Consider the following 23,775-nt stretch of genomic DNA (forward strand, 5'->3'; position numbering starts at 1 on the left):
AAAACGGGCCTGCAGATGCAGGCCCGTTTGTAGGAGGGTGAAAAAACGGTCAGCCGTTGATGACAGCGTTTTCGTTTTCCAGGAATTCCTGTTCCAGCGCGTCTTCATTCACTTTGTTGATTGGCTGGTTTTTCGCGGCAGCGCGGGGCTTGCCTTGCAGTCGGCCGAACAGATGTTCCAACGCGTGATCCAGCTTGGTGGCCGCACTGTCAATCGCCTGTTCCAGGGTATCGCCCTTGGCCGATACCGACAGCGGTTGATGGCCTTTTGGTCGCGCTTCCAGGCGGCAACTTAAATCGTGGGGACCCGGCTTGTCGCCGTTCTCATCCCGCAGGTAGACCTCCACTCGGGTCAGGTCTTCTTCATAACGTTCGAGCGTGCTCTCAATGGTAGTACGTACCCACTCCTCCAGTCGGATGCTGCTTTCAATATGGTTATCGCTATTGACTTGGATTTGCATAGTTCTTCCCTTATTTCAGCTAGCTCGCGGGAGGTCACAAACTGCAACACCGGGGTGGTGAAACCATGACCTCTTGATTACACAATTGAGCAGCCAGAGAAACATTTCAACCCCTTTGCAAAGATAAATCCTACATTACAAATTAACCCTGACGACAAGCAAAAACGCTGTTAGGGTGGGGAGTTAGTTACATCTTCTTACGCCCCGCGATCCTCACCATTGCCCCTCTCCCAGCGGGTGCATTGCGCGAAAAATCCCCGCGTCCTCTACCAGCCAGTCATGCACCGCGCGCACCGGGGCGGCCTGGCGGTCAGCTGGGTGGAGTGCTGATTGCGCTGTCAGCGATCGTTTTTTCCGTGCTGCCCTGAAACGGATCACCGATTTCAAGAACAACATAGAACCCATGTGGGAGGGGCTTGCCCCCGATAGCGGTCTTTCAGCCGAGCATTTATTGGCTGATTCACCGCTATCGGGGGCATGCCCCCTCCCACATTGAGATCCCGGTGCCTGGAAGGCTGCTGTACGGCACGCCCTTTGCTGTACAGCTCATGAGGTAAACGGAATTTGTACAACCTCAGCGACGGAGTGGCCGGTGGTCAGGCAACGCGAACTAATCACGACACCGGTCGTCAATGACTGCATGTTCTTATCAGGCGGTAACGCACCATGGACAATCCTTTTCAGATCATCACCGACACCTTCACCCCAAAATACCGCGTCAACCTGAGCATCCAGCGGCTCGACGGCAGCATCATGCTCACCCTCTCGGATGAGACTGGCGTAGTCGCCAAACGCATGATCAGTGCCGAACAACGCAACGACCCGCAACGGCTCAAACGCCTGGTGCAAAGTATTCAATTCGGCATCGCCATCGAGCAGGGCCACAGCGCCATGGAGATCCTGGCGGTGATGACGGACGGCGACAGCCACAAATTGTTGCAGCGGCCACCGACCCGCACCCTGCCCTTCAGCGTCGGGCTTTAAAGCTCGCCCTTCTCGGTTTCCAGGCTCGCCTCGCCCTTGCGACGCGGGCCTTCGACCTTCACCGACGGAAACGCCGATGACGCGTAGCGCACCACCAGAATCGCAAACGCCAACAGCAGAATCCCGCCGCACAGGTAGATGATGCCGAGGTCGGGCGGGTTGTGGTGGGACACGTTGGAGATCAGCAGGCGCGTCAACGCAGTGATCGCCACGTAGATCAGGAAGCGCACCGGCATGTGGTTGGTCTTGAAATAAATCCCGACCATCGCGCCCAATTCCAGGTAGATGAACAGCAGCAAGATGTCATCGATCTTGATATGCCCGTTCTCCAGCATCCCCAGAAATTCCATCACCGCTGCCCAGGCGGTCACCGCACCGATGGCGAATAACGCCAGGTAGTGGAACGACTCGACAAACAGATTACCCAGGGACTCGGCCAGCCCATGGACTTGATGGCGCAGCTTTTCGGCCCAATTAAATTTCACGATGGTGCTTCCTTAGGTCGGTTCGACCGGATAATGCGGGTTGGACGTGACGGTTGTTTTGCATGCAGAAAAAAGGCCAGAGGCGGGTATAAGATGATGGCGGGGTGACATGAGGCACGCCTAACCTGTATTTACGGGCTACATTAAAAAACTGCTACCCAAACCACACGGTTTGGCTTACCCTTTTCGCTGTATATAAATACAGTAGTCGCAAAAGACAACTATCGTGAAGGCATGTGAGGTGGTGAATGGCCGTCGAAGTGGTATACCGCAGCAGCCGAGATCTGGAGCGTTTGTTCATGGATAAAGCCGAAGCTGACCGTCATGACAAGATGCTTGAACTCGCTGAGTTGCTCGCAGAAGTGTTACAAAAAGCCGTGCCGTCCCTGAGTGAACAGCAGGTGGAAGAAGCCGGGATCTACATGGCGAAGAATCGCGATGTATTTGCCAAGGCCTTCAAGAGCCAACCGGACGCGCTGTCCGAGTTGTTGAACGCGCCGGCGGAATAAAGCCCGAATTGAACAGGCCCTGAATTATCGATTCAGGGCCTTTTTAATGCCTGGCCTATTTGTAGAGCAAGCGCTCGGCCAGTTCGTCCGCGACCCGTGCGGGCGAGCGTTTTTCGGCCTGGGCGTGGGCGAAGATTTCGGTGAGGCGCGTGCCGATGTTGGACAGGTGCGCGGTGATGGTCGGTAGTTCGGCGCCGCTGTGTTTGAGCGCGACGTAGATCAGGCCGCCGGAGTTGATCACATAGTCCGGGGCGTAGAGGATGCCGCGGCCTTCGAGTTGGTCGGCCACTTGCAGGTTGGTCAGTTGCGCGCTGGCGGAGCCTGCCACAGCGGCGCAGCGCAGTTGGCCGACACTGGTGCGGTTGAACACGGCGCCCAGCCCGCAGGGCGCGAGGATGTCACACGGGGTGCTGAGCAGGGCGTCGTTGGCGATGGGGTGTGCGCCCAGCTGTTCCATGGCCAGTTGCACCTTGCCGTGGTCGATGTCGCTGACCAGCAGTTCGGCGCCAGCGGCATGCAGTTGTTCGGCCAGGGCGAACCCCACGTTGCCCAGGCCCTGGATTGCCACGCGCAAGCCTTCGAGATTGTCGCTGCCCAGACGGGCCATGGCGGTGGTGCGGATCCCGGCGAACACGCCCATGGCCGCATGGGGCGAAGGGTCACCGGCAGCGGTGGTGCTGGTAACGAAGCGGGTGTGTTGGGCGATGCAGTCCATGTCGGCGACCGAGGTGCCGCTGTCGGTGGCGGTGATGTAGCGACCGTCGAGTTGCTCGATGCAGCGGCCAAAAGCTTCAAACAGCGCCGCACGGTTTTCCACATGAGCGGGGCGCAGGATCACCGCCGTGCCGCCACCCACCGGCAACCCGGCCAGGGCGGCTTTGTAGCTCATGCCTTGGGCCAGGCGCGCGGCATCTGCCACGGCGCTTTCGTCGTCGGGGTAAGCAAGGTAGCGACAGCCGCCCAAGGCAGGGCCCAAGCGGCTGTTGTGGATGGCTATGACCGCCTTCAACCCCGTCACCGGGTCGATGCTCAGGTGCAGCGATTCAAGGCGGGTGCTGTGCATGAGAGCAAACATCGTCGAGCTCCCGAATCACTTCTTGTGTCGCCAAGTATAGGCTTGCGGTGGAAAACTGCCGAAGTGCGCTGGAATAAGACGTCCGGTTTTGTAGGTCTTGCGACATAAGCGCGCAGGATATTTCTTAAGCCACTGGACGAAAATTCCCAGCAAGGCTAAAACGGGGGCATCCGCCGGAGAATGCAATGAATCCCCGTCACGCTTTTTTCGCCTGCCTGGAACGTTCGCCCCCTGCGCTGTTTGAAGCCGCGCTGTGGATTGCTGCCGAGCACGACCCGGCGGTGCAACCGGTGTTGATCCTGCAGGACCTGAAACTGCTCGAGCAACAGGTCAGCCTGGGCATGCCCCTGCTGCCGGCGGACGAACTGGGCCAGCCTTTGCTGCGGTGCATGAATGACCTCGGGTTCGCCCAGGATGACTTCACCCCGCTGCGTCCCGCCGCCGCCCTGTTGGACAAGGTGTTGCAACGCAAACGCGGGCAGCCCCTGGCCATGGGGCTGATTGCCCTGGAGCTGGCTCGACGCTTGGGAATCCCTATGGTCGGCGTCAACTTCCCCGGCCACTTCCTGCTGCGGGTGCCCGGCGCCGATCATCTGCTGGACCCTTGCGGCGGGCGCCGCCTGTACCCCAACGACTGCCGCGAACTGCTGCAGCGCCAATACGGGCCCAACCTCAACTTGCAGGCCGACCACCTGCACACCGCCGAACCCCGTTCGATCCTGCAACGGCTGTCACGCAACCTGCGCCAGTTGCACTTGGCCAATGACAACCCCTTGGCCGCGCTGATCGACGCCGAGCGCGTGCTGGAACTGGGCAATGCCAGCGCCGCCGATTACCTCGCACGGGCCAGCCTGTACCAACGTCTGGACTGCCCCAACGCCGAGCGCTTCGACCTGGAACACGCGTTGATGCTCAGCGAAGACCCAATCCAACGCTTGCGCCTGACTGAGCGGCTGGGGCACCTGCCGCCCAACTCCGTGGTGCATTGAACACATTATTTTCAGGCGCACATTTTTCCTGTGGCGAGCGGGCTTGCCACAAAAGCCCGCTCGATGTAGATGCAGCATCGTCAGTGACTGGCCGGTGTCTTGAGGATATCGCCCTGCAACGGGCTCTTCGGCGTGTCAGTCGCGGGCGAGCGCACTTGAATGATCAACACCGCCGCGATCACCGCCGGAATCGCGCAGAAGAAGAAAATCTGCTGCACCGGAATATGCATCGCCAGCAGCATGCTGCCAAACAGCGGCCCCAGGATTGAGCCGAAGCGCCCCACACCCAATGCCCACCCCGTACCTGTGGCGCGTACATGTGCCGGATAAAAGTTGCTGGCGAAAGCGTTAAGGGTCAATTGCCCGCCGATGATGCAGAAACCGGCGGCGAACACGCAGGCCACCAGGTAGCGGGGAGTGTCGTGGTTCAACCCCAGCAAAATCGTGCACACCGCAGCAGCAGCCAGCACCGCAGACAACAGCCGCACCTTGCGCTTCAACCGGTCGGCAAACCAGGCCATGCCGATGGCGCCCAAGGTGCCGGCAAACAGGAACATCGAGGTCACCAGGTTGGCTTCATTCAACGCCATGCCACTTTCCAGCAGCAGCGACGGCAACCAGCTGATCATGAAATACAGGAGGATCAGGCTGACAAAAAAGGTCGCCCAGATCAGCAACGTAGGACGCGCATAGCCATGGCGAAACAGCTCCACCACCGTCAATGGGCTGCCCTGCTCGCGGTGGTTTGCTTCCGCGCTCGCCAGAGGCGCACGCCACTCAGGCAACATGCGCGCGGTGACCTTATGCAAGCGTGCATACGGCGGTGCATCGCGTAGCAGGCGCGGCAGGGACTCCGGCAGCAGCCACAGCAGGAAAGGGAACAGCAGCAACGGCGTCACGCCGCCGGCAAGAAACACCGCCTGCCAGCCGAAGCCGTCGATAAATCCCGCGGCCACAAACCCACCGGCTGCGCCGCCGAACGAGAAGCCGCACGCGGCCAACGTCACCATCAAGGTGCGCAAACGGGGTGGGGAATACTCCGACATCAACGCCATGGCACTGGGCATCGCGCCGCCCATGCCGATGCCACAGATAAAGCGCGCCGCCATCAGCGTTGTCAGCGAGTTGGCAAACACCATCAACACCGTGAGGCTGGCGTAGATCAGCACACAGCCCAGCAGGATGCGGCGTATGCCAAACCGATCCGCCAGGGGTGTCACCAGCAGCGAGCCCAAGGTCAGCCCCAGCAGGTTGGCACTGAACACCGGGCCGAAGGCGGCCTTTTCCAACCCCCAGTCCTTGGCCAGTGCCGGCACCACATAGCCCAGCACCTGGGCATCGTAGCCATCGGTCACCAGCAGCAGCGCCAGCAATAGGAGAATCAACCACTGATAGCGCGACACCGGACGGGCATCGAGTGCCGCGCGAAAGCTGGCAATCTGATTGTGCATCGCAAGGTACCTGTTTTTATTATTGTTCCCACGCTCTGGGTGGGGAAAATCGATCAGGGGGTGTCGGGTTGGTTGGCAGGATGGGCCTGGATAAACGCCGGATGCTGCGCCGCCAACGCCGCCACCCTGCCAATGCGCGGATACGTCGCCAACGGCACCTTGAAGCGCTCCGCCGCATACAGCTGGGGAATCAGAAACACATCCGCCAACCCCGGCTGCTCGCCAAAGCAGAATCCCTTATCGCCAATCAACTGCTCCACCGCGCCCAGCCCCTGGCTGATCCAATGAGCGATCCACGCCAGCACCTGCACCTCATCATGCCCCCACTGGCGCAACAGGTTCTGGGTGCTGGAGTTGTGCAACGGGTGAATGTCGCAGCCGATGATCGACGCGACCGCGCGCTCATGGGCACGGGTGGCCAGTTCTTTGGAAAGCAGCGGCGCCTGTGGATAACGTTCCTCGAGGTACTCGATGATCGCCGTGGACTGAATCAGCACCGCGCCCTCATCGGTGCGCAAGGCCGGAACGCGGCCTTGCGGGTTGATGGCCAGGTATTCCGGCTGGCGATGCGCGCCGCCCGCCGGCACCAGCAGGTTGACGGGCACCGCAGTGAAATCCAGGCCCTTGAGCGCCAGGGCGATGCGCACCCGATACGACGCCGTTGAGCGGTAGTAGGTATAGAGTTCCATCGCCCTGCCCTCCTAGCGCGCCGCGACCACAGTGCCACGGCATTCGCCGAAGCCGATGGAGGCGAAGCCTTCGCGGTTGCAACGGGCGCGCAGGATGACTTCATCGCCATCCTCGAGGAACCGGCGCACTTCGCCGGAAGGCAGTTCGATGACCTTCTTACCACCTTCGGTCATCTCCAGCAGGCTGCCGAACTGCCCGGCCTCAGGGCCGGACAAGGTGCCCGAACCAAACAGATCACCGGCCTGCAATTGGCAGCCGTTGACGCTGTGGTGCGCCACCAACTGCGCGACGGTCCAGTACATATGCAGGCTGTTGCTCAGCGCCAGGCGATGAGCCGGCAGGTTTTGCTCACGCATCGACGCCGTGGTGATCAGTACTTCCAGCTCAATATCGAGCGCGCCGGCCGCCTGATCGCGTTTATCCAGCAGGTACGGCAGCGGTTGCGGATCGCCTTCGGGCCGCGCTGGTTGTGCTTTGCGGAACGGTTCCAAGGCTTCGGCCGTGACCACCCACGGTGAAATGCTGGTGATGAAGCTCTTCGACAGGAACGGCCCCAGCGGCTGGTACTCCCAGGCCTGAATGTCCCGCGCCGACCAGTCATTGAGCAGGCAGAAACCGGCGATATGCTCGGCCGCATCGCCAATGGCAATCGAGTCGCCCATGGCATTACCCTGGCCAATCCAGATGCCCAGTTCCAGTTCATAGTCCAGGCGTGCGCAGGGGCCGAAGGTCGGTTCGGTCTGTCCGGCCGGCAAGGTCTGGCCTTTGGGACGACGTACGTCGGCACCCGAGGTGCGAATGGTCGAGGCGCGGCCGTGATAACCGATCGGCACGTACTTGTAGTTCGGCAGCAGCGGGTTATCCGGGCGAAACAACTTGCCGACGTTCTGCGCGTGCTCGATGCCGACGTAGAAGTCGGTGTAGTCGTTGATCTTCGCCGGCAGGTGCATCTGGCAATCGGCGGCGCGGTGCAGCACCTGCGCTTCACGGGTCTGCAGTTTGCTGCCCTCCGCCAACAGTTCCAGCAGGCGCTCGCGCAAGGCCACGCGCGGGCCACGGCCCAGCTCGAAAAAGGCGTTCAACTGGCCGCCTACGGTAGCTTCAACGGCGCGGCGGGCTTCGCCTTCAAACTCATCCAGAGCGGCGTGCAGGTCGAGGATCGCGTCGCCAATCGCGACGCCACTGCGCGGCGCCGAGCCATTGATGCTGAACACACCCAGCGGCAGGTTTTGCAGGGGGAAATCGCGGTGACCGTTGGCGGAGGCTACCCAGCTGCGGGTAAGGGTTGGCTGCGTCATGGGTTATCTCCGGTTCGGGTTGAAGGTGGCGGGCAACGAGGCCCAGCACGCGTCATAAGAAGGTTGCAGTTGCGGGCACTCCAGGGCGAACTGGCTGGGACGCAGCACTTGGCTGGTCTCGAACATGAAGGCCATGGTGTTGTCGATCTTGTGCGGCGCCAAGTCCACGTTGATGGCCTTGGTGCAGGTCTCGCCGTCCGGGCCGTGGGCACTCATGCAGCTGTGCAGCGACGCGCCGCCGGGCAGGAAGCCTTCGGCCTTGGCGTCATAGGCGCCCTGGATCAGGCCCATGTATTCATTCATCAGGTTGCGGTGGAACCACGGCGGACGGAAGGTGTTCTCGGCCACCATCCAGCGCGGCGGAAAGATCACGAAGTCGAGGTTGGCCAGGCCATGGGTGCTGGTGGGCGAGGTCAATACAGTGAAGATCGACGGGTCGGGGTGATCGAAACTTACCGTGCCAATGGTGTTGAAACGGCGCAGGTCGTATTTGTACGGCACGTTGTTGCCGTGCCAGGCCACCACGTTCAGCGGTGAATGGTCCAGTTCGCACGCCCACAGTTCACCAAGGAATTTCTGCACCAGCGTGGTCGGTTGCTTGAGGTCTTCGTAGTGGGCTACCGGGGTGAGGAAGTCACGCGGGTTGGCCAGGCCGTTGCTGCCGATGGGCCCCAGGTCCGGCAGGCGCAGCGGTGCACCATGGTTTTCGGCGACGTAACCGCGCGCCTGCGCATCCAGCAGTTCAACGCGAAATTTGAGGCCACGGGGCAACACCACAATTTCCAGCGGCTCGACCTCCAGCACGCCCAGTTCGGTGGCGATGCGCAGGCGGCCCTGCTCGGGCACGATCAACAGTTCGCCGTCGGCATTGAAGAACACGCGGTCCATCGAGCGGTTGGCACGGTAGTGGTAGATGCTGATACCTGAGGGTTTTTCCGCCCCTGAGTTGGCCACCATGCCGACCAGGCCGTCGATAAAGTCTGTCGACTCACTCGGAATATCCAACGGGTTCCAGCGCAGGCGATTGGGCGTCACCGCGCCCAAAGGGCCACCGGCCAACTGCCGCTCCAGCTTGACGAACGCCGGGTGATTGGCCGACGGCTGGATACGGTACAGCCAGGTGCGCCGGGCTTCGCTACGCACCATGGTAAAGGCAGTGCCGGAAAACAGTTCGGTGTACAGCCCGTAGGGCGCTTTTTGCGGGGAGTTCTGGCCGACCGGTAAGGCACCGGGCAAGGCTTCGCTGGCGAATTCATTGCCGAAGCCCGACAGGTATTCGAGGTTCATGGATCATCCTCTATGCGGAAGTTGTTTTTATCGTAATCCAGTTACGCATAACGTAATTTGATCACTATCGACCGTCAAGCTATAAAGACGCCCATTCATCTCTCGGATTCTCGCCCTTCCATGGAAAAGCCTCGCGACACCGGTAAACAGAAAGTCCGCTCGGCCGAAGTGGGTACCGACATCCTCAAGGCCCTGGCCGAACTGTCGCCCTCCACGTCATTGTCGCGGCTGGCCGAACATGTGCAGATGCCGGCGAGCAAGGTGCACCGTTATTTACAGGCGCTGATCGCCTCGGGCTTTGCCGAACAGAACACCGCCACCAACCATTACGGCCTGGGGCGCGAAGCGTTGCGTGTAGGCCTGGCCGCGCTGGGCAGCATGGACGTGCTGAAAGTCGGCGCGATGCCTCTGGCAGAGCTGCGCGACGATTTGAATGAAACCTGCTTTCTGGCGGTATGGGGCAACCAGGGCGCGACGGTGGTGCAGATCGAACCGGCGGTGCGTGCGGTGACGGTGGTGACGCAATTGGGTTCAGTGTTGCCCCTGCTCAGCTCATCCACCGGGCTGGTGTTCAGTGCCTTCCTGCCGTCGCGGGAAACCGTCGAGTTGCGTGAGCGTGAAATCCAGGCCGGTATCGCCCATGCCCTGGCCGACGACGAGGCCTATGCCAGCACCTGTGAACTGATCCGCCAGCGCGGCCTGCACTTTGTACATGGCCTGCTGATGCCGGGGGTGGATGCGCTGTCGGCGCCAGTGTTCAACGCGGCCGGGCAAGTGGCAGCGGTGATGACCGTGGTCGGCCCCACCTCGCTGTTCCACGCCGACGAAGATGGCCCGGCGGCGCAGCGCTTGCTGGCGGCGACCCAGGCCGTGAGTTGGCGGATGGGCTACCAGCCCTGAACTAGTCGTGCCACTGGGCCAGGGCCAGTGCCAGGCGGTTCTCGAGGGCGCGGACAGGGGCTGCGTCGCTGACGTAGTTATTGCTGATCATCGAAAACACCAGGCGCCGTCCCTGCGCATCGGTGATATAGCCGCTCAGCGAGGAGACGCCGGCCATGGACCCGGTCTTGGCGTGCAGGTTGTTTTCCGCAGCCGTCCCGCGCAGGCGATAACGCAGGCTGCCGCCGGTCATGCGGTCGGCATTGCCGGCAATCGGCAAGGCGTTGTACCAGGCGTCGAACCACGGTTGCTTGGCGGTGACCAGCAGCAGGTCCGTCAGGTTCTGCGCCGACACCAGGTTGCGCCGCGACAGACCTGAGCCATCCACCTGGCTGAGCGTGGTCGGGTCCAGGCCCTGGCGCTGCATGAACGCCGCTACCGCCGCCACGCCCGCCGCCGCCGTGCCGGCATTGGCCGTTTTGCGGCCCATGGCCTTGAGCAACGCTTCGGACATGTTGTTGTTCGAGAGTTTGAGCAGCGGCGTGATCAGCGCTTGCAGCGGTGCCGACTGATGCTCCGCCAACAGCGTGGCCGTGCTGGGGCTGACGCCACCGATCACCCGCCGCCCCAGCACCTGGATGCCCTGCTGCGCCAAGGCCTGTTCAAACAGATTGGCCACCAGTTGCGTCGGTTCCCACACGCTCACCCATTGCCGGCTTTGCTTGCCCGGTGCGAGCGCGCCGGTGAGTTGCAGCAGGTTGGTGCCGTGCTGGCGGGTGATGCCGTAGCTGTTGCCGGGGCCACTGACGGCGCGGTTGCTCAGTTGCACGTAGTCGGTGGACGGGCTCACCACCACGCTCACTGGCTGGCCGAGCGCGACGGGAGCCTTCGCCGTGACCAGCAAGGTGCCCGCGTCAAAATCCGTATTGGGGGAGACCGTCAACGCCGAGATCTGCGCGCCGTAATAGGTACTTTCATCGTCTTGAGCCCAGTCCACACCCAGGCGTTCGGCGTCGAACCACGTGTCGTCAAACACCAGATCGCCTTGCACCTGGCGCACGCCCTGGCTCGCCAACTGGGCGGCCAGTGCCTGGTAGTCGGCGAACTGCGTGGTCGGGTCGCCGAGGCCACGCAGGTACAGGTTGCCGGCCAGGCGCTCACCTTGCTGGGTGCCGTTGCTCAACAGCTGCGTGGAAAAGCGGTATTGCGGCCCCAACACATCCATCGCCGCAGCGGTGGTGAGCAACTTGAGGTTGGACGCCGGGATCAGGCGTGCGCGCGGGTTGTGTTGATAGAGGGTGCTGCCACTGCGTGCGTCGCGCACCATGACGGAAACCGTGGCGCCATTGAGAGCAGGATCGGCCAGCAGATGGTCCAGTGTCGAAGACGTGGACGGCTGCAAAACACTCGCACAGCCGCCCAGTAAAACGCTCAGGCACAGCAGGTGTAGCCATCGTCCAAAGTGCATCAGTACTGTGTTCCGCAAAGCCATTAATGGCCGCAACGCTAACAGCTCCGTACCTTTGTGGCGAGCGGGCTTGCCCCGCGCTGGCTGGCGAAGCCGCCCTTACTAATGCCGCCGCGTTTTTTCAGGAACACCGCAGAGACTGTTTTGGGGCCGCTTCGCAGCCCAACGCGGGGCAAGCCCGCTCGCCACAGGGAGCTTGCCAGGTTTTAGAACTCCAGGGTGCTGGACACCGACACCTGCCGCGCATCACCCATGGACACAAACAGGCGGCTGGCCGCCGAGGTGTAGTAGACGCGGTCGAACAGGTTCTTCACGTTGACCTGGAATTTGACCTTTTGCCCGTCGATCCTGGTGTCGTAGGTGGCGAAGGCATCCGCCACGGTGTAGCCCGGCAGGTTGAAGTCGTTGGCGGCGTCGCCTGCACGCTCGCCGACATACCGCGCACCGGTGCCCACGCGTAGCTGATCGCCGCCAAAAATATTGCCGAAATCGTAGGCCACCGACAGCGAACCGGTGTGCTTGGCCACGTTTTGCAGGCGGTTACCTTCAAGCGCCGGATTGTTGTCCTTGATGTCTTCGGCGTCGGTAAAGGCGTAGCTGCCGATCAGGCTCCACTTGTCGGTCAACTGGCCGGTAGCGTCCAGTTCCAGGCCACGGGAACGTACTTGCCCCGCGATGCTGTAGACGGTGTTCGCACCAGAGCCCACCGACACCAGCACATTGCGCTTGTCGATAGTGAACAACGCTGCGCTGGCGGTAATGCGCCCCGAAATGTCGAGCTTGGCGCCCAGTTCCCACGACTTGGATTCCTCCGGCGTGAGGTCACCGGTCAGCGTGCTGCCATCGGCCAAGGCAGCGATGGTGGAGTTGGGTTTGAACGATTCGGTGTAGCTGCCGTAGAACGACAACTCATCGGTATAGCGATACACCAGGCCGGCACGCGGCACCCAGGCCTGGCCGTTGCCGTCGGTGTTGGCCTTGAATGGCACGCCCTTGCCAGCGTACTGGTCATACATCTGGTAGCGCGCGCCAGCCACAAAGATCCACTGGTCGGTCAGGTGGATCGCGTCCTGGAAGAACAGCGAATCGCTGCGCAGCAAGTCGGTCTGGGCGCTGTCGGCGGCACTGACGTTGGTACCCGCGACTTCGTTGCCGTACACCGGGTTGTTGTAGTTGAACGTGGAGCGCGAGTCCTGGCGAATCAGGTCGGCGCGGTAGATCTTGCGGTACTCGTCGTCCAGGCCGAACACCAGGTCATGCTGCATGCCCAGCACACTGACCTTGCCTTCCAGGCTGGCCGTGGCGAAACGGTCAGTGGTGATCGCGCCCTGGGTGCCGTCCATCTTGCGGGTCAGGGTGCCATTGGTGTTCACCGCGCTGACGCGCACTTGGCTGGCGTCGTAGGTCTCACGGTTCCAGCTGTAGCCGAAATGGGCTTTCCAGTCGTCGTTCAAGTCGTGGTCGGCTTCAAAGCGGTACAGGTCGGAACGCCCTTCCATGTTGTTGAACGGCTCATCCAGACGGCGAGTGGCCGGGATGTCCAGCGGGTGGTTGGACTTGTCGATGGCCGTGCCACGGTCGAACGGCGAGAGAAATTCGCGGTGCTCGTAGGCGAACAACAACTGGGTCGTGTCGCCATACCAGGCCAGGGATGGCGCCACCAGCGACTCGCGGTGAGTACCGAAGTTGCGCCAGTAGTCCTCGTCTTCATGATCGACGATCAGGCGATACGCCAGGCCCGAATCGCCGATGGGGCCGGTGGTGTCGAGGTTGCCGCCGCTGCCGTTCTTGCCGTCGCCGAAGGTCGAGCCGCGCACGGTCAGGGACGTGGCCTGGGTCAGTTGCGGTTTTTTACTGACGATATTGACCACGCCACCCGGGTCCTGGATGCCATACAGCAGCGACGACGGGCCCTTGAGCACTTCGACCCGTTCAGCGGTTGAGTTCAACGCCCGGCCCTGCACCACCGGCATGCCATCGCGCATGATCGAGCCGTTACGGTTGTCGCCAAAGCCGCGCAGCATCACCGCGTCCTGGGTACTGGCCAAGGTGTTGGCCTGGGTAATGCCGCTGACGTTGGCCAGGGCATCATCCAAGTTACGCGGGGTTTGGTCGCGCAGCACTTGGGCGGGTACCACATTGACGGTTTGCGGGGTTTCCAGCAGCAAAGCACGGGAGCGCATCACCGAACTGGTGGGCGGCGGCTGGTAGCTGGTGCTGTCCTCGGTTTGGCCGACACCGCTGATGGTGGTCGCGCCGAGGTTAAGCGCGCCCTCGGTGGGTACCGGCTCCAGGGCCAGGGTGCGGGCATCGATCTGGCGGAAGGTGAAGCCGGAGTTGCCCAGCAGACGTTGCAGCGCCTGGGTCGCGCTCATTTGCCCGCGGACGGCCGGGGCGTTGAGGCCGTAAGGCGCTTCATCGGTATAGATCACGCTGATTCCGGTGACCCGGCTGAAATCGCTCAAGGCCTGGGGCAACGGTTTGGCAGCCAGGGAAAAGGTGAACTGGGCGCTTTGCTGCTCCTGCGCCTGAGCCACGCCGAGGGGCAGCAATGCCAGCCCCGACACCGCCAATACCGAGGCTCCCAACCACTGTTTAACCAAACCGCCTGCCGTCGACTTCATGCTGTGAGAACCCGTGTAGAAAACGCTGTTAATGCGAATAGATCGCAGTTTCAAGCACTACACGGATGGGCTGGCGATTTACCTCACCTGTATTTGCAAATATTTTTATTTATTGCGCGTGAATGCGAAACCCGAAGCGTGGGAAATGCACGTGAACGGTGCCGGCACGTTCGTCGGTGCGGCGCAGGATCAGCTCTTCGCGCCCGGCAAACAGCAATTCGCCGGCGACCGGGTCGACACCGTAATCGATGGCGCTGATGATCACCTGCTGGCCCGCCACGAAGCCATTCAAGTCCTCGAACACTTCTTCCGGTAACGGGGCCGGTGTGGCCTTTTGTGCGATTTCCAATGCTTGCACGGCGGTCATCTGGCTCGCCGTGCCGTGGCCAAAACCGAGCACTCTGCCCAACCACGCCGACACGGCCGGATACGCCTCCACCAACGGCGCAGTCACCGGTGTGGCCTTGAGAAACCACAGCGGGTGGGCCAGGGCAAAGTCGGCAATCGACGGTTCACCAAACAGGAAGTCCCCCGGTTCTCTCTGCAATTGCTGCTCCAGCCGCGCCATGATCGCCGGCCATTGGTGCTTGGCCAACTCGGCCGGGAGCTTGCTCGCCGTACCGCCGCTGAACAGCGCGGCGCGGTCGGCGAGAAACGCCTTGATCGCTTCCGGCGGCAACTTGCCAAAGCGCACCGCCACCGATTCCGGCTGGAACACCAGGCTCACCGCATGGGCAAATACCACGCTGTCGGCCCAAGCGGCGAAGGTTTGGGTGATCATCTCCTGGCCGAGCGGGAACAGCGGCGGCGAGGACTTCTCTTGCTCCAGGCGCCGGGCGATCAGGGCTGTGTCGCAATAAATATCGGCACCGACCTGCAGCACCGGCGTCTTGCGATAGCCACCGGTCAGGGCGGTCAGGTCAGGCTTGGGCATCACCGGCGAGATGTGCACGGAGTGCCAGGACAAGCCTTTGAAGCCCAGCAGCAGTCGCGCCTTCTCGGCAAATGGGGAGGTGGGGTAATGGTGCAGGATAAGTTCAGACATGCTGGCGTCCGCTTGGCAGGTGGACCCGCAGCTTAGCGCGCAAAACGCTTCGCGGGTGTGATGGGAACCCATCAGTCAAATCAATGACCCGCTCGCCGCCAGGCACTCCTTGGCGCTCTTCTTCAACTTCTTGATCAAGCGCTCCTGGCGCAGTGCCTCGCCTTTGCTCGCGCATTGCTCGGTATACACCAGCGCCACCGCCGGGCTGGAGAGGAAAAACCGCGCGCCCTTGCCGCTTTGGTGAGAGGCAAAGCGGCGCACCGGGTCATTGCTGATCCCGCAATACAGCGCGCCATTGGCGGCCCGTACCAGGTAGACGAACCAGGGTTTGGGTTCAGAAGGATCAGTCACGGGTCGATTCGGTAAACCAGAGGAACGCCAAGCTTATCAACGACTGGCCTGAAATGCCTTCAACCCTTTGAGCGCCTGGGCGCGCACGGCGTTTTTCAGCGCGGGCGACCAACCCAGCAACAGGCCCTTGAGGCCCAGGGCCTGGCGGGACCAGCGCCACAGGTCGAAGTGATCGTGGTGTTCGCAGATCTTGCCATCGCGGAACACGAAGCGCGCGCCGATATCGTTGACCACCGTGTTACCGGTGGCGCTGAACAGATAGGTCGCGACCCAGTGCGCGCTGCCGCTGGTGTCATCGCTGCGCACATGGTCGAAGGTCAGGGAAAAGTCCTTGGCCCGGGTGGTGAGCATGCGCCACATATCACCGGCGTCACGGCCGCGCAGTTCGCCGAAGGCCGGGTCGCTGAACAGCACATCCTCGGTGTAGCAGGCCGCCATGGCCTCGGCATCCAGCCGCTGGAAGGCGCTATAGAACTCGGTGATCAGGGCGTTGTGTGCATCGCTCATGGGCAGGTTCCAAACCAGGGGGTTATGAGCCGTCCAAGATAGTCTGCGCACCGGTAAAACTCTATCGCCATTTACGCGGGGAATGGCCCGCCAACTGCTACGGCACCATGCCGCAGCTGCGCGCGTAGGCGAACAGGTCAACGTCGGTGGAAATGCACAGCCGGCTCATGGCCGTGCTTTTCTGTTTGCTGATCGTGGAAATACTGCGGTTGACCCGTGCTGCAATCTGGCTGACGGTCATGCCGCTGGCGAGCATCCTGACCACTTCGCGCTCCTTGCTGGAGAGCTGGGGCTGTTGCAGCTGGTCGCCGGTCCCGGCCTCTGTCAACTGAGCCCGCAGGCACTCACTGGCAAACGTCTCGCCCTTGATCACCGCATTGATTGCAATGGGCAGTTCGCGGGCCGATGCGCTCTTGGCGACAATGGCCCGTGCGCCATGGGCAAACGAAGCGCGTAGGGTTGCCACGTTGGCAAACATGGTGACCAGGATCACCGGCAATGTCGGGTACTGGCGACGCAACAGGCCCAGCAACCCGTAGCCGTCGGCCTGCTGACCGCCCGGCATGGCGAAGTCAGTCACCAACACATCACAGGCCACGGTACTCAATAACGTGAGCAACTCATCGGGACCATCGGCTTCGCCGACGACTTTGCACCTGCCGCCCGCCTCAATCACCACCCGCTGCCCGATACGCACAATCGGATGGTCGTCGGCAATAATCACACGAAACATAGATACCCACGAAAGATGGCAATTGGAATTGGCGCAAAATACCGCTGTCCACGGCCCTCAACAACCACCCGACGCGGCACCTAACGAACCGCGTCCAGCATTTGGTAGACGACAACCTCCGTCCCACAATATAAAAAGAAATGCCCTACACAAAAAACCTCAGGCACGCGGGAATGATGTCCTACAAACTTCTCTAATCCAACGATTTACAAGCGGCTCAAATAAGTGATGTACACACGTAACTTGCGCTGAAATGCCTGCAACTCCAGCGTATTTTCCTCTACGCCCGCGGCTTGGACGCGAGCAATCAGCTGCTCGCCGCAACGCTCCAGATCGGCCATACCGACAAACGCCAGGCTCCCCACCAGACGGTGCAGCCGCTCCATCACCAACAACGCATTGGCACTGAGCCGAGCCTGGTCCAGCAAGACATCGTCTTCCCGTGCTTCGTTCATGAGGCTGACCAGCACCCGGCTCACCACCTCATCACTGCCAAACATTTCGATCAGGCTGGCACGCGTCGGCCACCCATCCCCACGCGGACGAAAAGCCTGCTCCGCCACCCGCGGTGGTGAGAGCGAGGGTGCCAACTTCAGGACAGGTACTGGCTTGGTAAATACCCTTGTCACCATGGTCACCTCATTGCGCTTACATTGATATGCAGACCATGAGTTCACCCATACTCACTTGAGTGGATGCAGAGGATGCAATAGCCAAATACATAACGGCGTGAACATCTTCATGGCACTCACATGGCTGCTACAAGCAGCAGTAGATAGCTTCCTGGATACGAAGATGACGATACAACAACTACGAAAAAACTAACTTTCCTACAAATAGGACCATCAATTCCCACGCATCAACGCCCGAGCACATGTCACTTTCATTGTCGTAATAGTTGTATTTCCCCGACTCCATACCCCGGCTAAATTGCCCCCCACCCCGCAAAGAGGGAATGGACGCGCAGCCTGCGGCGCTCCCAACCAAATACAACCGGCCGCTCTGCTCTGCGCCTATCCCTAAAGATAGGACGATGCCGTGCGCGCGCCGTATCAGCCAGCCTTACAGTGGAATGCATTGAAATGAGTAAGTCCCTGACCCTGTTGAGCACCGCCCTGTTACTCAACATGTTCTCACCCGTCCAAGCCGCAAGTTCGATAGACCTGGCCGTCAAAGGCTTGATCACCCCCAGTGCCTGCGCACCGACCTTGTCCGGCGCAGGTGTTGTCGACCATGGAAAGATCTCGGCCAAAGACCTCAAGCCGGACAATCCCACGTTCCTGCCCAGACATTTCCTGCGGATGAACGTGAGCTGTGAGGCGCCAACCCTGTTTGGCCTAAGGGGTATCGACAATCGCGCCGGCAGCGGCCTCACGAGTAATTACGGACTGGGTTTTGTCAACGGTGACAAGAAGCTGGGGTGGTTTTACCTGTACCTCAACAATCCCATGATGGACGGCCTACCCGCCCGCTCGATTGTTTCCTACGACAACGGCAGCACCTGGCAGCCGGAAGACAACTTGGAACCCATTGCACTGTTTGCGATGAGTGACCTTTCGGACACCAATACCCCCATTGCTGCCCGTGAACTGGCCGTAGAGCTGGAAGTCGAAAGCGGCATTTTTGCCACCAAAGGAATGGACTTGAGCCAGGAAGTGCCAATCGATGGCTCGGCCACGATTGAAGTGAAGTACCTGTAACGCCCCCCGATCACTGTGACCAAAGGCCCTTGCCCATGAACGCTTTCGCCTCTCGCCTCATGCTCACCTTATTACTCGCCCCTCCGGCGTTCGCCGCCAGCAACACCGACCTGTCCGTCAGGGGCAGCATCACGCCCAGCGCCTGTTCCCCACTGATTTCCGGCGGCGGCATGGTCGACTTCGGAAAGATGTCGGCCAAGTCGCTCAATGCCGAGCAACACACTTCGTTGCCCAATCAGAGCATGCAGTTGAGCGTGCGCTGTGAAGCGCCGACCTTTTTCACCCTCAGCACCATTGATAACCGCGCCGGTACTTCGGCCAACCACGATCGCTGGCATGGCCTGGGCATGACGCCGAACGATGAAAAGCTCGGCGGCTCCGCGTTTCACCTCTACACCCCAGTGGCCGACGGCGTCGCGGTACGCATGATTACCTCAGTGGATGGCGGCGTGACCTGGAGGCCCGCCAACGAGTTGAACCATCTGTGGATGACCACGGTTGCGAGAATCAATCAAGAAACACCTATCGCCGTGCAGGATTTTGACGCCGAGATTCGCCTGTACACCCACATCGCCCCCGCCGACCAGTTGACCCTGTTGGATGAGGTCCCCATCGACGGGCACGCCACCGTCCAACTCAAGTACCTGTAACCGCCCCCCTTAGCGAAAGGAGTTCGTCCGTCATGAAAACCCTGCTCAATAGCGTCGCCGCCAGCGTAATGCTACTTACCTGCGCCACCTCCTACGCCGCCTCCACCGTGGACCTGGCGGTCAAGGGCCTGATCGTCCCCAGCGCCTGCACCCCCAGCCTGTCCAGCGGTGGCATCATCGATCACGGCAAGATTTCCGCCAAGGACCTGCGCCCGGACAACCCGACCCTCATCGGCACCCACACCATGACCATTGCGGTGATCTGTGATGGCGCAATCCCGTTCGCCTTGAACTCGATCGATAACCGCGCGGACTCCGCGCTGACAAGTTCGCACTTCGGCCTGGGCTTCATCAACGGCACGCAAAAGCTCGGCTGGTTCCAGCTGATGCTGCAAAACGCCGTCGCCGATGGCGTGCAGGTGAAAACCATCGCCTCCGGGGACGGTGGCAACACCTGGTATGACGAAAAATTCTGGGATCCAAAGCTGTATATGTCGGTCGCCGACACCAGCAACGGCACCCAGCCGCTGCCCGTCAAGGAGTTGGTCGCACAGATGGTGGTAGACACCTCGATCGCCCGCACGGACGGCCTGGATCTGAGCAACGAGGTCACCCTGGATGGGTCGGCCACCCTGGAAGTGAAGTACCTGTAATCCTGTGAGGCCATGCCAGGCAATTTTCCGGCATGGCCTCGCTGACGTGTCGGCCACCTTCCGCCCAGCCAGTGATCCGCCATGAACCCGCACCCCAAGCTCTTCGCCACCCTGCTTGCTCTAACCTTCGCCACCCCGGCTTGGACGGCCAGTATCGTCGACATCACCGTGACCGGCCGATTGACCCCGGATGCTTGCCACGTCGAACTGTCGGAAGAAGGCATCGTCGATCACGGCAAAATTCCCGCGCATGCCCTGAACAGTGATGAGTTCACCGCACTGCCCAGCCTGTTGCTGGAGCTGTCCGTGCAATGCGCCAGGCCCATGCTGTTTGCGCTGGTGGGTATCGACAATCGTTCGGAGTCTGCGCTGACGCCCGGTTTATACGGGCTGGGACGAAATATCCACGCCCCCGAAGAACGTCTGGGCAGCGTGGCGCTGTCGTATCAAAACCCCGTGGGCGATGCACAGCCCATGCAGGTGCTGATGTCCAGCGACAACGGCGAAACCTGGACAGCACAGCCGGATGCCAAGCCCAAAGCCTATGCAGGTTTTGCATTGCCTGGTGACCGTCAGCCGGACTTCATCCGCCAGTTGACCACCCAACTTCAAATCGAAACGGCCATCAACTTTTCCAACTACCTGACCCTGGATCAAGAGGTCCCCCTGGACGGGTCCATCGTTCTGGATTTGCGCTACCTCTGATTCTTATCCTGCCCATGGAACTCTCGTCATGACGACGCAACTTTTGAACATCGCGGCCCTGACACTCCTGCTCAGCATGAACGCTCAGGCCGATGGCATGGTCCCGGATACCTCCGTGGTGATCGTGTACGAAAACGACGGCGAAGCCAGCGTTTCGGTGACCAACACCGACAGTCAACTGGCCTTGCTGCATGTCACCCTGGAGGATATCCCGGAGGACAACGAACCGCTGCTGGTCGTCACCCCGCCGTTGTCGCGGGTGGAGTCGGGAAAATCGCAACTGGTGCGCTTCATCCTGCAGGATCATTTGCCGCTCAAGAGCCAGCGGCTCAAACGCGTGATTTTCGAAGGCATGCCCAAGGGTCGCCCGGCCGCCGAAGCCGGGCATGCCCGTGTCGGTGTGACCGTGCGCCAGAACTTGCCAGTGATCATTCATCCCAAAGGCCTGGCGACCAATCGCAGCCCCTGGACCGGCTTGACCTGGGCGTTCGACAACCACGAGTTGCTGGTCACTAATGACACACCTTACGTGGTGCGGCTGGCCCAGGAACTGCGCCTGCTGCCCGGCGATGGCAAGGCGATGTTGCCGCGCACCTATGTATTACCGGGCGAACGCTTGCGTATACCGGCAAGCGCCACAGGCGCCAGCACCGTGCGCCTGCAACCGGCCACCCTCTATGGCTTCGCCGTAGCGGCCTACGATGCGCCGATCGCCCGCCCCTGACTAAAACGAAGTGACGGCTTGACGACCGCCACCGCGACGCGCAGCCGTCGAACATTTGATTGCCTTTGGTGAAAACAGTCGTGAATTACCGTGACGGCAAAGCCGTGCCCGCCGCCCCCGCCCAGCTTGCTTTACCTGCGTGGCTGTTAACCTGTGCCCTGCTCCCTGAGGGGGCCTGGGCCGATGAATATTCGGGCTTTGACGCCAAGACCCTGAACCAGCGCGGCATCGATCCGCAACTGGCCAGCCTGCTGCTGGACACCCCACGCTTCAGTGCCGGCAAGCACGCCGTGAGCGTGCAGGTGAACGGGCAACGCCGGGGTCGCCTGGACGTCAGTTTCGACCAGCAAGGCGCCTTGTGTTTTGACCGCGCCTTGCTGGACGCCACCCACCTCGTGATCCCGGCAGACAGCGGGCGTTGCCATGACTTTTTGGCCCAATTCCCACAAAGCCTGGTGGAAGCCGATCCAGCCACCCTCACCGTATCGCTGGTGGTGCCCACCGAAGCCTTGCGTCCGGTACAACAGGATGTCTCGGGCTATCAAGCCGGCGGTGTCGCAGCCTTGCTCAACTATGACCTCAGCGGGTTCTACAACCGGTTCGGCGATGACGCCAGCCGTTTCGGCTCGGCCAATACCGAGGTTGGCTTCAATGCCGGCGACTGGATCGTGCGCAGCCGCCAGGTACAGACCTGGCAGGACGGCATGTCACGCAGCACGCATCTGGAGGCCTATGCCCAGCGCACCTTTGCGCGCTATCAGGCGGTGCTGCAAGCCGGGCAGGTCAGCCTCTACAACCCAGTGCTGCCGGGTGCGCAGATCAATGGCGTCCAAGTGTTCACCGAGCAAGCCCTGCAAGACCAGGAGCAAGGCGCGACCATCGAGGGCATCGCCAACAGCCCGGCACAGGTCGAGGTGCGGCAGAACGGTGCGTTGATTCACTCGACGGTGGTGCCTGCCGGCCCGTTCGCCCTGACCGATGTGCGACGCTTGAACACCCGCTCGGACGTCGAAGTAACCGTCAGGGAAAGCACCGGCGGCGAGCGGCGCTTTACCGTCCCCGCGGCCATGCTCGGCCTGGGACTGCCCGCAGCGGGTTACTCGGTGGCAGCCGGGCGCGTGCGCAATATCGGCAACGCCGAGGGTGACGATCCGTGGGTGGTCAGCGCGGGCTGGAACGGTGCTGTGCACGCACAAATGTCCGTGGGCGTCGGCATGTTGGCCGCCAACCAATACCGCGCCGCCGGTGCGAGCCTGGCCTGGCTAGCCGGCCTGGACAGCCAGGTTCAACTCGCCAGCCAACTCTCCGATGCACAGGGCCGGGATAAGGTGCGTGGCGTGCAGACCGACCTGTCATGGTCCCAACGCCTGAGTGAACAGTGGTCATTCAGCGCCGCCAACTCCTGGCGCACGCCGGGCTATCGCGAGCTGGAAGAAGCCACCTACGAAGCACAACCCGATCTCTACCGCGGCTCCCGTTATCGTGATCAGCAAAGCGCCACGCTGGGCTGGTCGCACCCGTGGCTCGGGGCATTCAGCGCCGGCCTATCGCGCTCCAGCAATTTTGCCGGCGCCAGCAGCGGCCGCGCGCTGGCAGCTTGGGGCACCAGCGTCAACGGCGTGTCGCTGTCGGCCAGTGCCGAATGGCAGATGGGCGGGCGCCAGCAGCAGGATAACGCCGTGTACCTCAACCTCAGCCTGCCCCTGGGCGAGAACCGTCGGGCACGCGCCTGGGTGCGCAACTCGGGTGGTGAACATCGCTCCGGGCTGGGGCTGAACGAACAGCTCAACGATCAACTCGGTTATCGGGTCAGCGCCGAGTACGACACCCGTGACCGGCAGGTGGAGACCTCCGTGGGCGTCTCCGCATTGCCTCGCTACAGCCAATTGGACTTGAGCTACAGCCGCAGCGACGCCGAACGTTCGAGTTATCAGGGCGGGGCCCGAGGCGCGATGGTGCTGCATGGCAGTGGCCTTACCCTGTCGCCCTACCCGGTACGCGACACGTTTGCCCTGGTGTCCGTGGGCGACATGGGCGGCATCAAGCTCAGCACGCCCAGCGGCCCGGTCTGGACCGACTGGCAGGGCCAGGCGGTGGTGCCCCAGGTCAACGCATATGGGCGCAGCCCGGTCGAGGTCCAGACCCGCTCGCTGCCACGCAATGCCGATATCGACAATGGCCTGGCGATGATCACGGCCGGGCGCGGCGCGGTGGATCGCGTCGACTTCGGCGTGGCGCTCACCCGGCGACTGCTGCTGACCGTGCGTACCGATCAGGATCAGCCGCTGCCCCGCGGCGCCATGGTGAGCACCGCGCAGGGCGAGTTTGTCACCCTCGTCCAGGATGGCAGCCAGGTGTTCCTGCCCAATGTGCTGGAGCACACGCCGCTGTGGGTCAGCACCGCCGACAGCCGGCGCTGCGAACTGCGCTATGAACTACCGGCCAAGGCTGATCCGACGGTGTATTTCGAAACCGCCCCGGCCCGTTGCCATACACCTTGAGGATGCT

The 23,775-nt window shown here is 61.7% G+C and carries 24 protein-coding genes; 10 read left to right on the forward strand and 14 right to left on the reverse strand.

Annotated features, from left to right (window positions below; translation table 11 throughout):
- Nucleotides 1-49 precede the first annotated feature (49 nt).
- Nucleotides 50-460 carry an HPF/RaiA family ribosome-associated protein gene (locus AB1462_RS01755; protein WP_027604683.1) on the reverse strand — a complete coding sequence of 137 codons (411 nt, stop codon included), beginning with the start codon at nt 458-460 and terminating at the stop codon, nt 50-52.
- A gap of 666 nt (nt 461-1,126) precedes the next feature.
- Between AB1462_RS01755 and AB1462_RS01760 the strand changes: the two genes are divergently transcribed.
- Nucleotides 1,127-1,444, forward strand: coding sequence for a DUF3509 domain-containing protein (locus tag AB1462_RS01760; RefSeq protein WP_090409077.1), 318 nt, complete (start codon nt 1,127-1,129; stop codon nt 1,442-1,444).
- Here AB1462_RS01760 and AB1462_RS01765 read toward each other — a convergent pair.
- Nucleotides 1,441-1,929 (reverse strand): phosphate-starvation-inducible PsiE family protein, encoded by a 489-nt coding sequence (locus AB1462_RS01765; RefSeq protein WP_027604688.1) that lies wholly within the window; start codon nt 1,927-1,929, stop codon nt 1,441-1,443. The genes AB1462_RS01760 and AB1462_RS01765 overlap by 4 nt on opposite strands.
- A 248-nt stretch (nt 1,930-2,177) precedes the next feature.
- Between AB1462_RS01765 and AB1462_RS01770 the strand changes: the two genes are divergently transcribed.
- On the forward strand, nt 2,178-2,438 hold the full coding sequence (locus tag AB1462_RS01770) for a YebG family protein (protein WP_012722374.1): 261 nt from the start codon (nt 2,178-2,180) through the stop codon (nt 2,436-2,438).
- A gap of 55 nt (nt 2,439-2,493) precedes the next feature.
- Here the strand turns inward: AB1462_RS01770 and AB1462_RS01775 are convergent, their stop codons facing one another.
- Complete coding sequence (locus tag AB1462_RS01775; RefSeq protein ID WP_090409122.1) at nt 2,494-3,513, reverse strand: Glu/Leu/Phe/Val dehydrogenase dimerization domain-containing protein; 1,020 nt, start codon at nt 3,511-3,513, stop codon at nt 2,494-2,496.
- Between the two features lie 185 nt (nt 3,514-3,698).
- On the opposite strand from AB1462_RS01775, the gene AB1462_RS01780 reads away from it, so the two are divergent.
- Nucleotides 3,699-4,502, forward strand: coding sequence for a SirB1 family protein (locus AB1462_RS01780; protein WP_367246057.1), 804 nt, complete (start codon nt 3,699-3,701; stop codon nt 4,500-4,502).
- An 80-nt stretch (nt 4,503-4,582) separates the two neighbouring features.
- Here the strand turns inward: AB1462_RS01780 and AB1462_RS01785 are convergent, their stop codons facing one another.
- From AB1462_RS01785 to hmgA, 4 genes are read right to left on the reverse strand one after another with little or no spacing between them, the layout of a single operon-like run.
- Nucleotides 4,583-5,953, reverse strand: a complete 1,371-nt coding sequence (locus AB1462_RS01785) for an MFS transporter (RefSeq protein ID WP_367246058.1) — start codon at nt 5,951-5,953, stop codon at nt 4,583-4,585.
- A 53-nt stretch (nt 5,954-6,006) separates the two neighbouring features.
- Nucleotides 6,007-6,642 carry a maleylacetoacetate isomerase gene (gene maiA / locus AB1462_RS01790; RefSeq protein WP_259192167.1) on the reverse strand — a complete coding sequence of 212 codons (636 nt, stop codon included), beginning with the start codon at nt 6,640-6,642 and terminating at the stop codon, nt 6,007-6,009.
- A 12-nt stretch (nt 6,643-6,654) separates the two neighbouring features.
- On the reverse strand, nt 6,655-7,941 hold the full coding sequence (gene fahA, locus AB1462_RS01795) for a fumarylacetoacetase (RefSeq protein WP_090409133.1): 1,287 nt from the start codon (nt 7,939-7,941) through the stop codon (nt 6,655-6,657).
- A 3-nt stretch (nt 7,942-7,944) separates the two neighbouring features.
- On the reverse strand, nt 7,945-9,228 hold the full coding sequence (hmgA, locus tag AB1462_RS01800; protein ID WP_259192169.1) for a homogentisate 1,2-dioxygenase: 1,284 nt from the start codon (nt 9,226-9,228) through the stop codon (nt 7,945-7,947).
- Between the two features lie 120 nt (nt 9,229-9,348).
- Between hmgA and AB1462_RS01805 the strand changes: the two genes are divergently transcribed.
- On the forward strand, nt 9,349-10,128 hold the full coding sequence (locus tag AB1462_RS01805; protein ID WP_367246059.1) for an IclR family transcriptional regulator: 780 nt from the start codon (nt 9,349-9,351) through the stop codon (nt 10,126-10,128).
- Between the two features lies 1 nt (nt 10,129).
- Here AB1462_RS01805 and dacB read toward each other — a convergent pair whose 3' ends face one another.
- From dacB to AB1462_RS01840, 7 genes are all read right to left on the reverse strand, one after another.
- Nucleotides 10,130-11,575 (reverse strand): D-alanyl-D-alanine carboxypeptidase/D-alanyl-D-alanine-endopeptidase, encoded by a 1,446-nt coding sequence (gene dacB / locus AB1462_RS01810; protein ID WP_367246060.1) that lies wholly within the window; start codon nt 11,573-11,575, stop codon nt 10,130-10,132.
- A 206-nt stretch (nt 11,576-11,781) separates the two neighbouring features.
- Nucleotides 11,782-14,199 (reverse strand): TonB-dependent siderophore receptor, encoded by a 2,418-nt coding sequence (locus AB1462_RS01815; RefSeq protein ID WP_367246062.1) that lies wholly within the window; start codon nt 14,197-14,199, stop codon nt 11,782-11,784.
- A gap of 109 nt (nt 14,200-14,308) precedes the next feature.
- Entirely contained in the window at nt 14,309-15,244 is a 936-nt protein-coding gene (locus AB1462_RS01820; protein WP_367246063.1) for a glutathione S-transferase family protein, read from the reverse strand.
- A gap of 75 nt (nt 15,245-15,319) precedes the next feature.
- Nucleotides 15,320-15,595, reverse strand: a complete 276-nt coding sequence (locus AB1462_RS01825) for a GIY-YIG nuclease family protein (protein WP_090409144.1) — start codon at nt 15,593-15,595, stop codon at nt 15,320-15,322.
- Nucleotides 15,596-15,631: 36 nt separating this feature from the next.
- Nucleotides 15,632-16,102, reverse strand: coding sequence for a nuclear transport factor 2 family protein (locus AB1462_RS01830; protein WP_090409147.1), 471 nt, complete (start codon nt 16,100-16,102; stop codon nt 15,632-15,634).
- Nucleotides 16,103-16,199: 97 nt separating this feature from the next.
- Nucleotides 16,200-16,835, reverse strand: a complete 636-nt coding sequence (locus AB1462_RS01835; protein WP_259192175.1) for a response regulator transcription factor — start codon at nt 16,833-16,835, stop codon at nt 16,200-16,202.
- 206 nt (nt 16,836-17,041) lie between these two features.
- Nucleotides 17,042-17,467: a hypothetical protein gene (locus tag AB1462_RS01840; RefSeq protein WP_090409153.1), complete on the reverse strand. Its 426-nt coding sequence runs from the start codon at nt 17,465-17,467 to the stop codon at nt 17,042-17,044.
- Nucleotides 17,468-17,917: 450 nt separating this feature from the next.
- Between AB1462_RS01840 and AB1462_RS01845 the strand changes: the two genes are divergently transcribed.
- From AB1462_RS01845 to AB1462_RS01870, 6 genes are all read left to right on the forward strand, one after another.
- On the forward strand, nt 17,918-18,535 hold the full coding sequence (locus tag AB1462_RS01845; protein WP_259192182.1) for a DUF1120 domain-containing protein: 618 nt from the start codon (nt 17,918-17,920) through the stop codon (nt 18,533-18,535).
- 35 nt (nt 18,536-18,570) lie between these two features.
- Nucleotides 18,571-19,185: a DUF1120 domain-containing protein gene (locus AB1462_RS01850; protein ID WP_259192184.1), complete on the forward strand. Its 615-nt coding sequence runs from the start codon at nt 18,571-18,573 to the stop codon at nt 19,183-19,185.
- A 32-nt stretch (nt 19,186-19,217) separates the two neighbouring features.
- Complete coding sequence (locus AB1462_RS01855) at nt 19,218-19,838, forward strand: DUF1120 domain-containing protein (RefSeq protein WP_259192185.1); 621 nt, start codon at nt 19,218-19,220, stop codon at nt 19,836-19,838.
- Between the two features lie 81 nt (nt 19,839-19,919).
- Nucleotides 19,920-20,543 carry a DUF1120 domain-containing protein gene (locus tag AB1462_RS01860; protein ID WP_090409165.1) on the forward strand — a complete coding sequence of 208 codons (624 nt, stop codon included), beginning with the start codon at nt 19,920-19,922 and terminating at the stop codon, nt 20,541-20,543.
- A gap of 28 nt (nt 20,544-20,571) precedes the next feature.
- Nucleotides 20,572-21,267 (forward strand): fimbria/pilus chaperone family protein, encoded by a 696-nt coding sequence (locus AB1462_RS01865; protein WP_090409168.1) that lies wholly within the window; start codon nt 20,572-20,574, stop codon nt 21,265-21,267.
- An 80-nt stretch (nt 21,268-21,347) separates the two neighbouring features.
- A complete protein-coding gene (locus AB1462_RS01870; protein ID WP_367246064.1) occupies nt 21,348-23,768 on the forward strand; it encodes a fimbria/pilus outer membrane usher protein in 2,421 nt (806 codons plus the stop codon).
- Nucleotides 23,769-23,775: the final 7 nt, after the last annotated feature.

It is taken from the genome of Pseudomonas sp. SB113, assembly GCF_040754745.1.
Classification (GTDB): domain Bacteria; phylum Pseudomonadota; class Gammaproteobacteria; order Pseudomonadales; family Pseudomonadaceae; genus Aquipseudomonas; species Aquipseudomonas grimontii.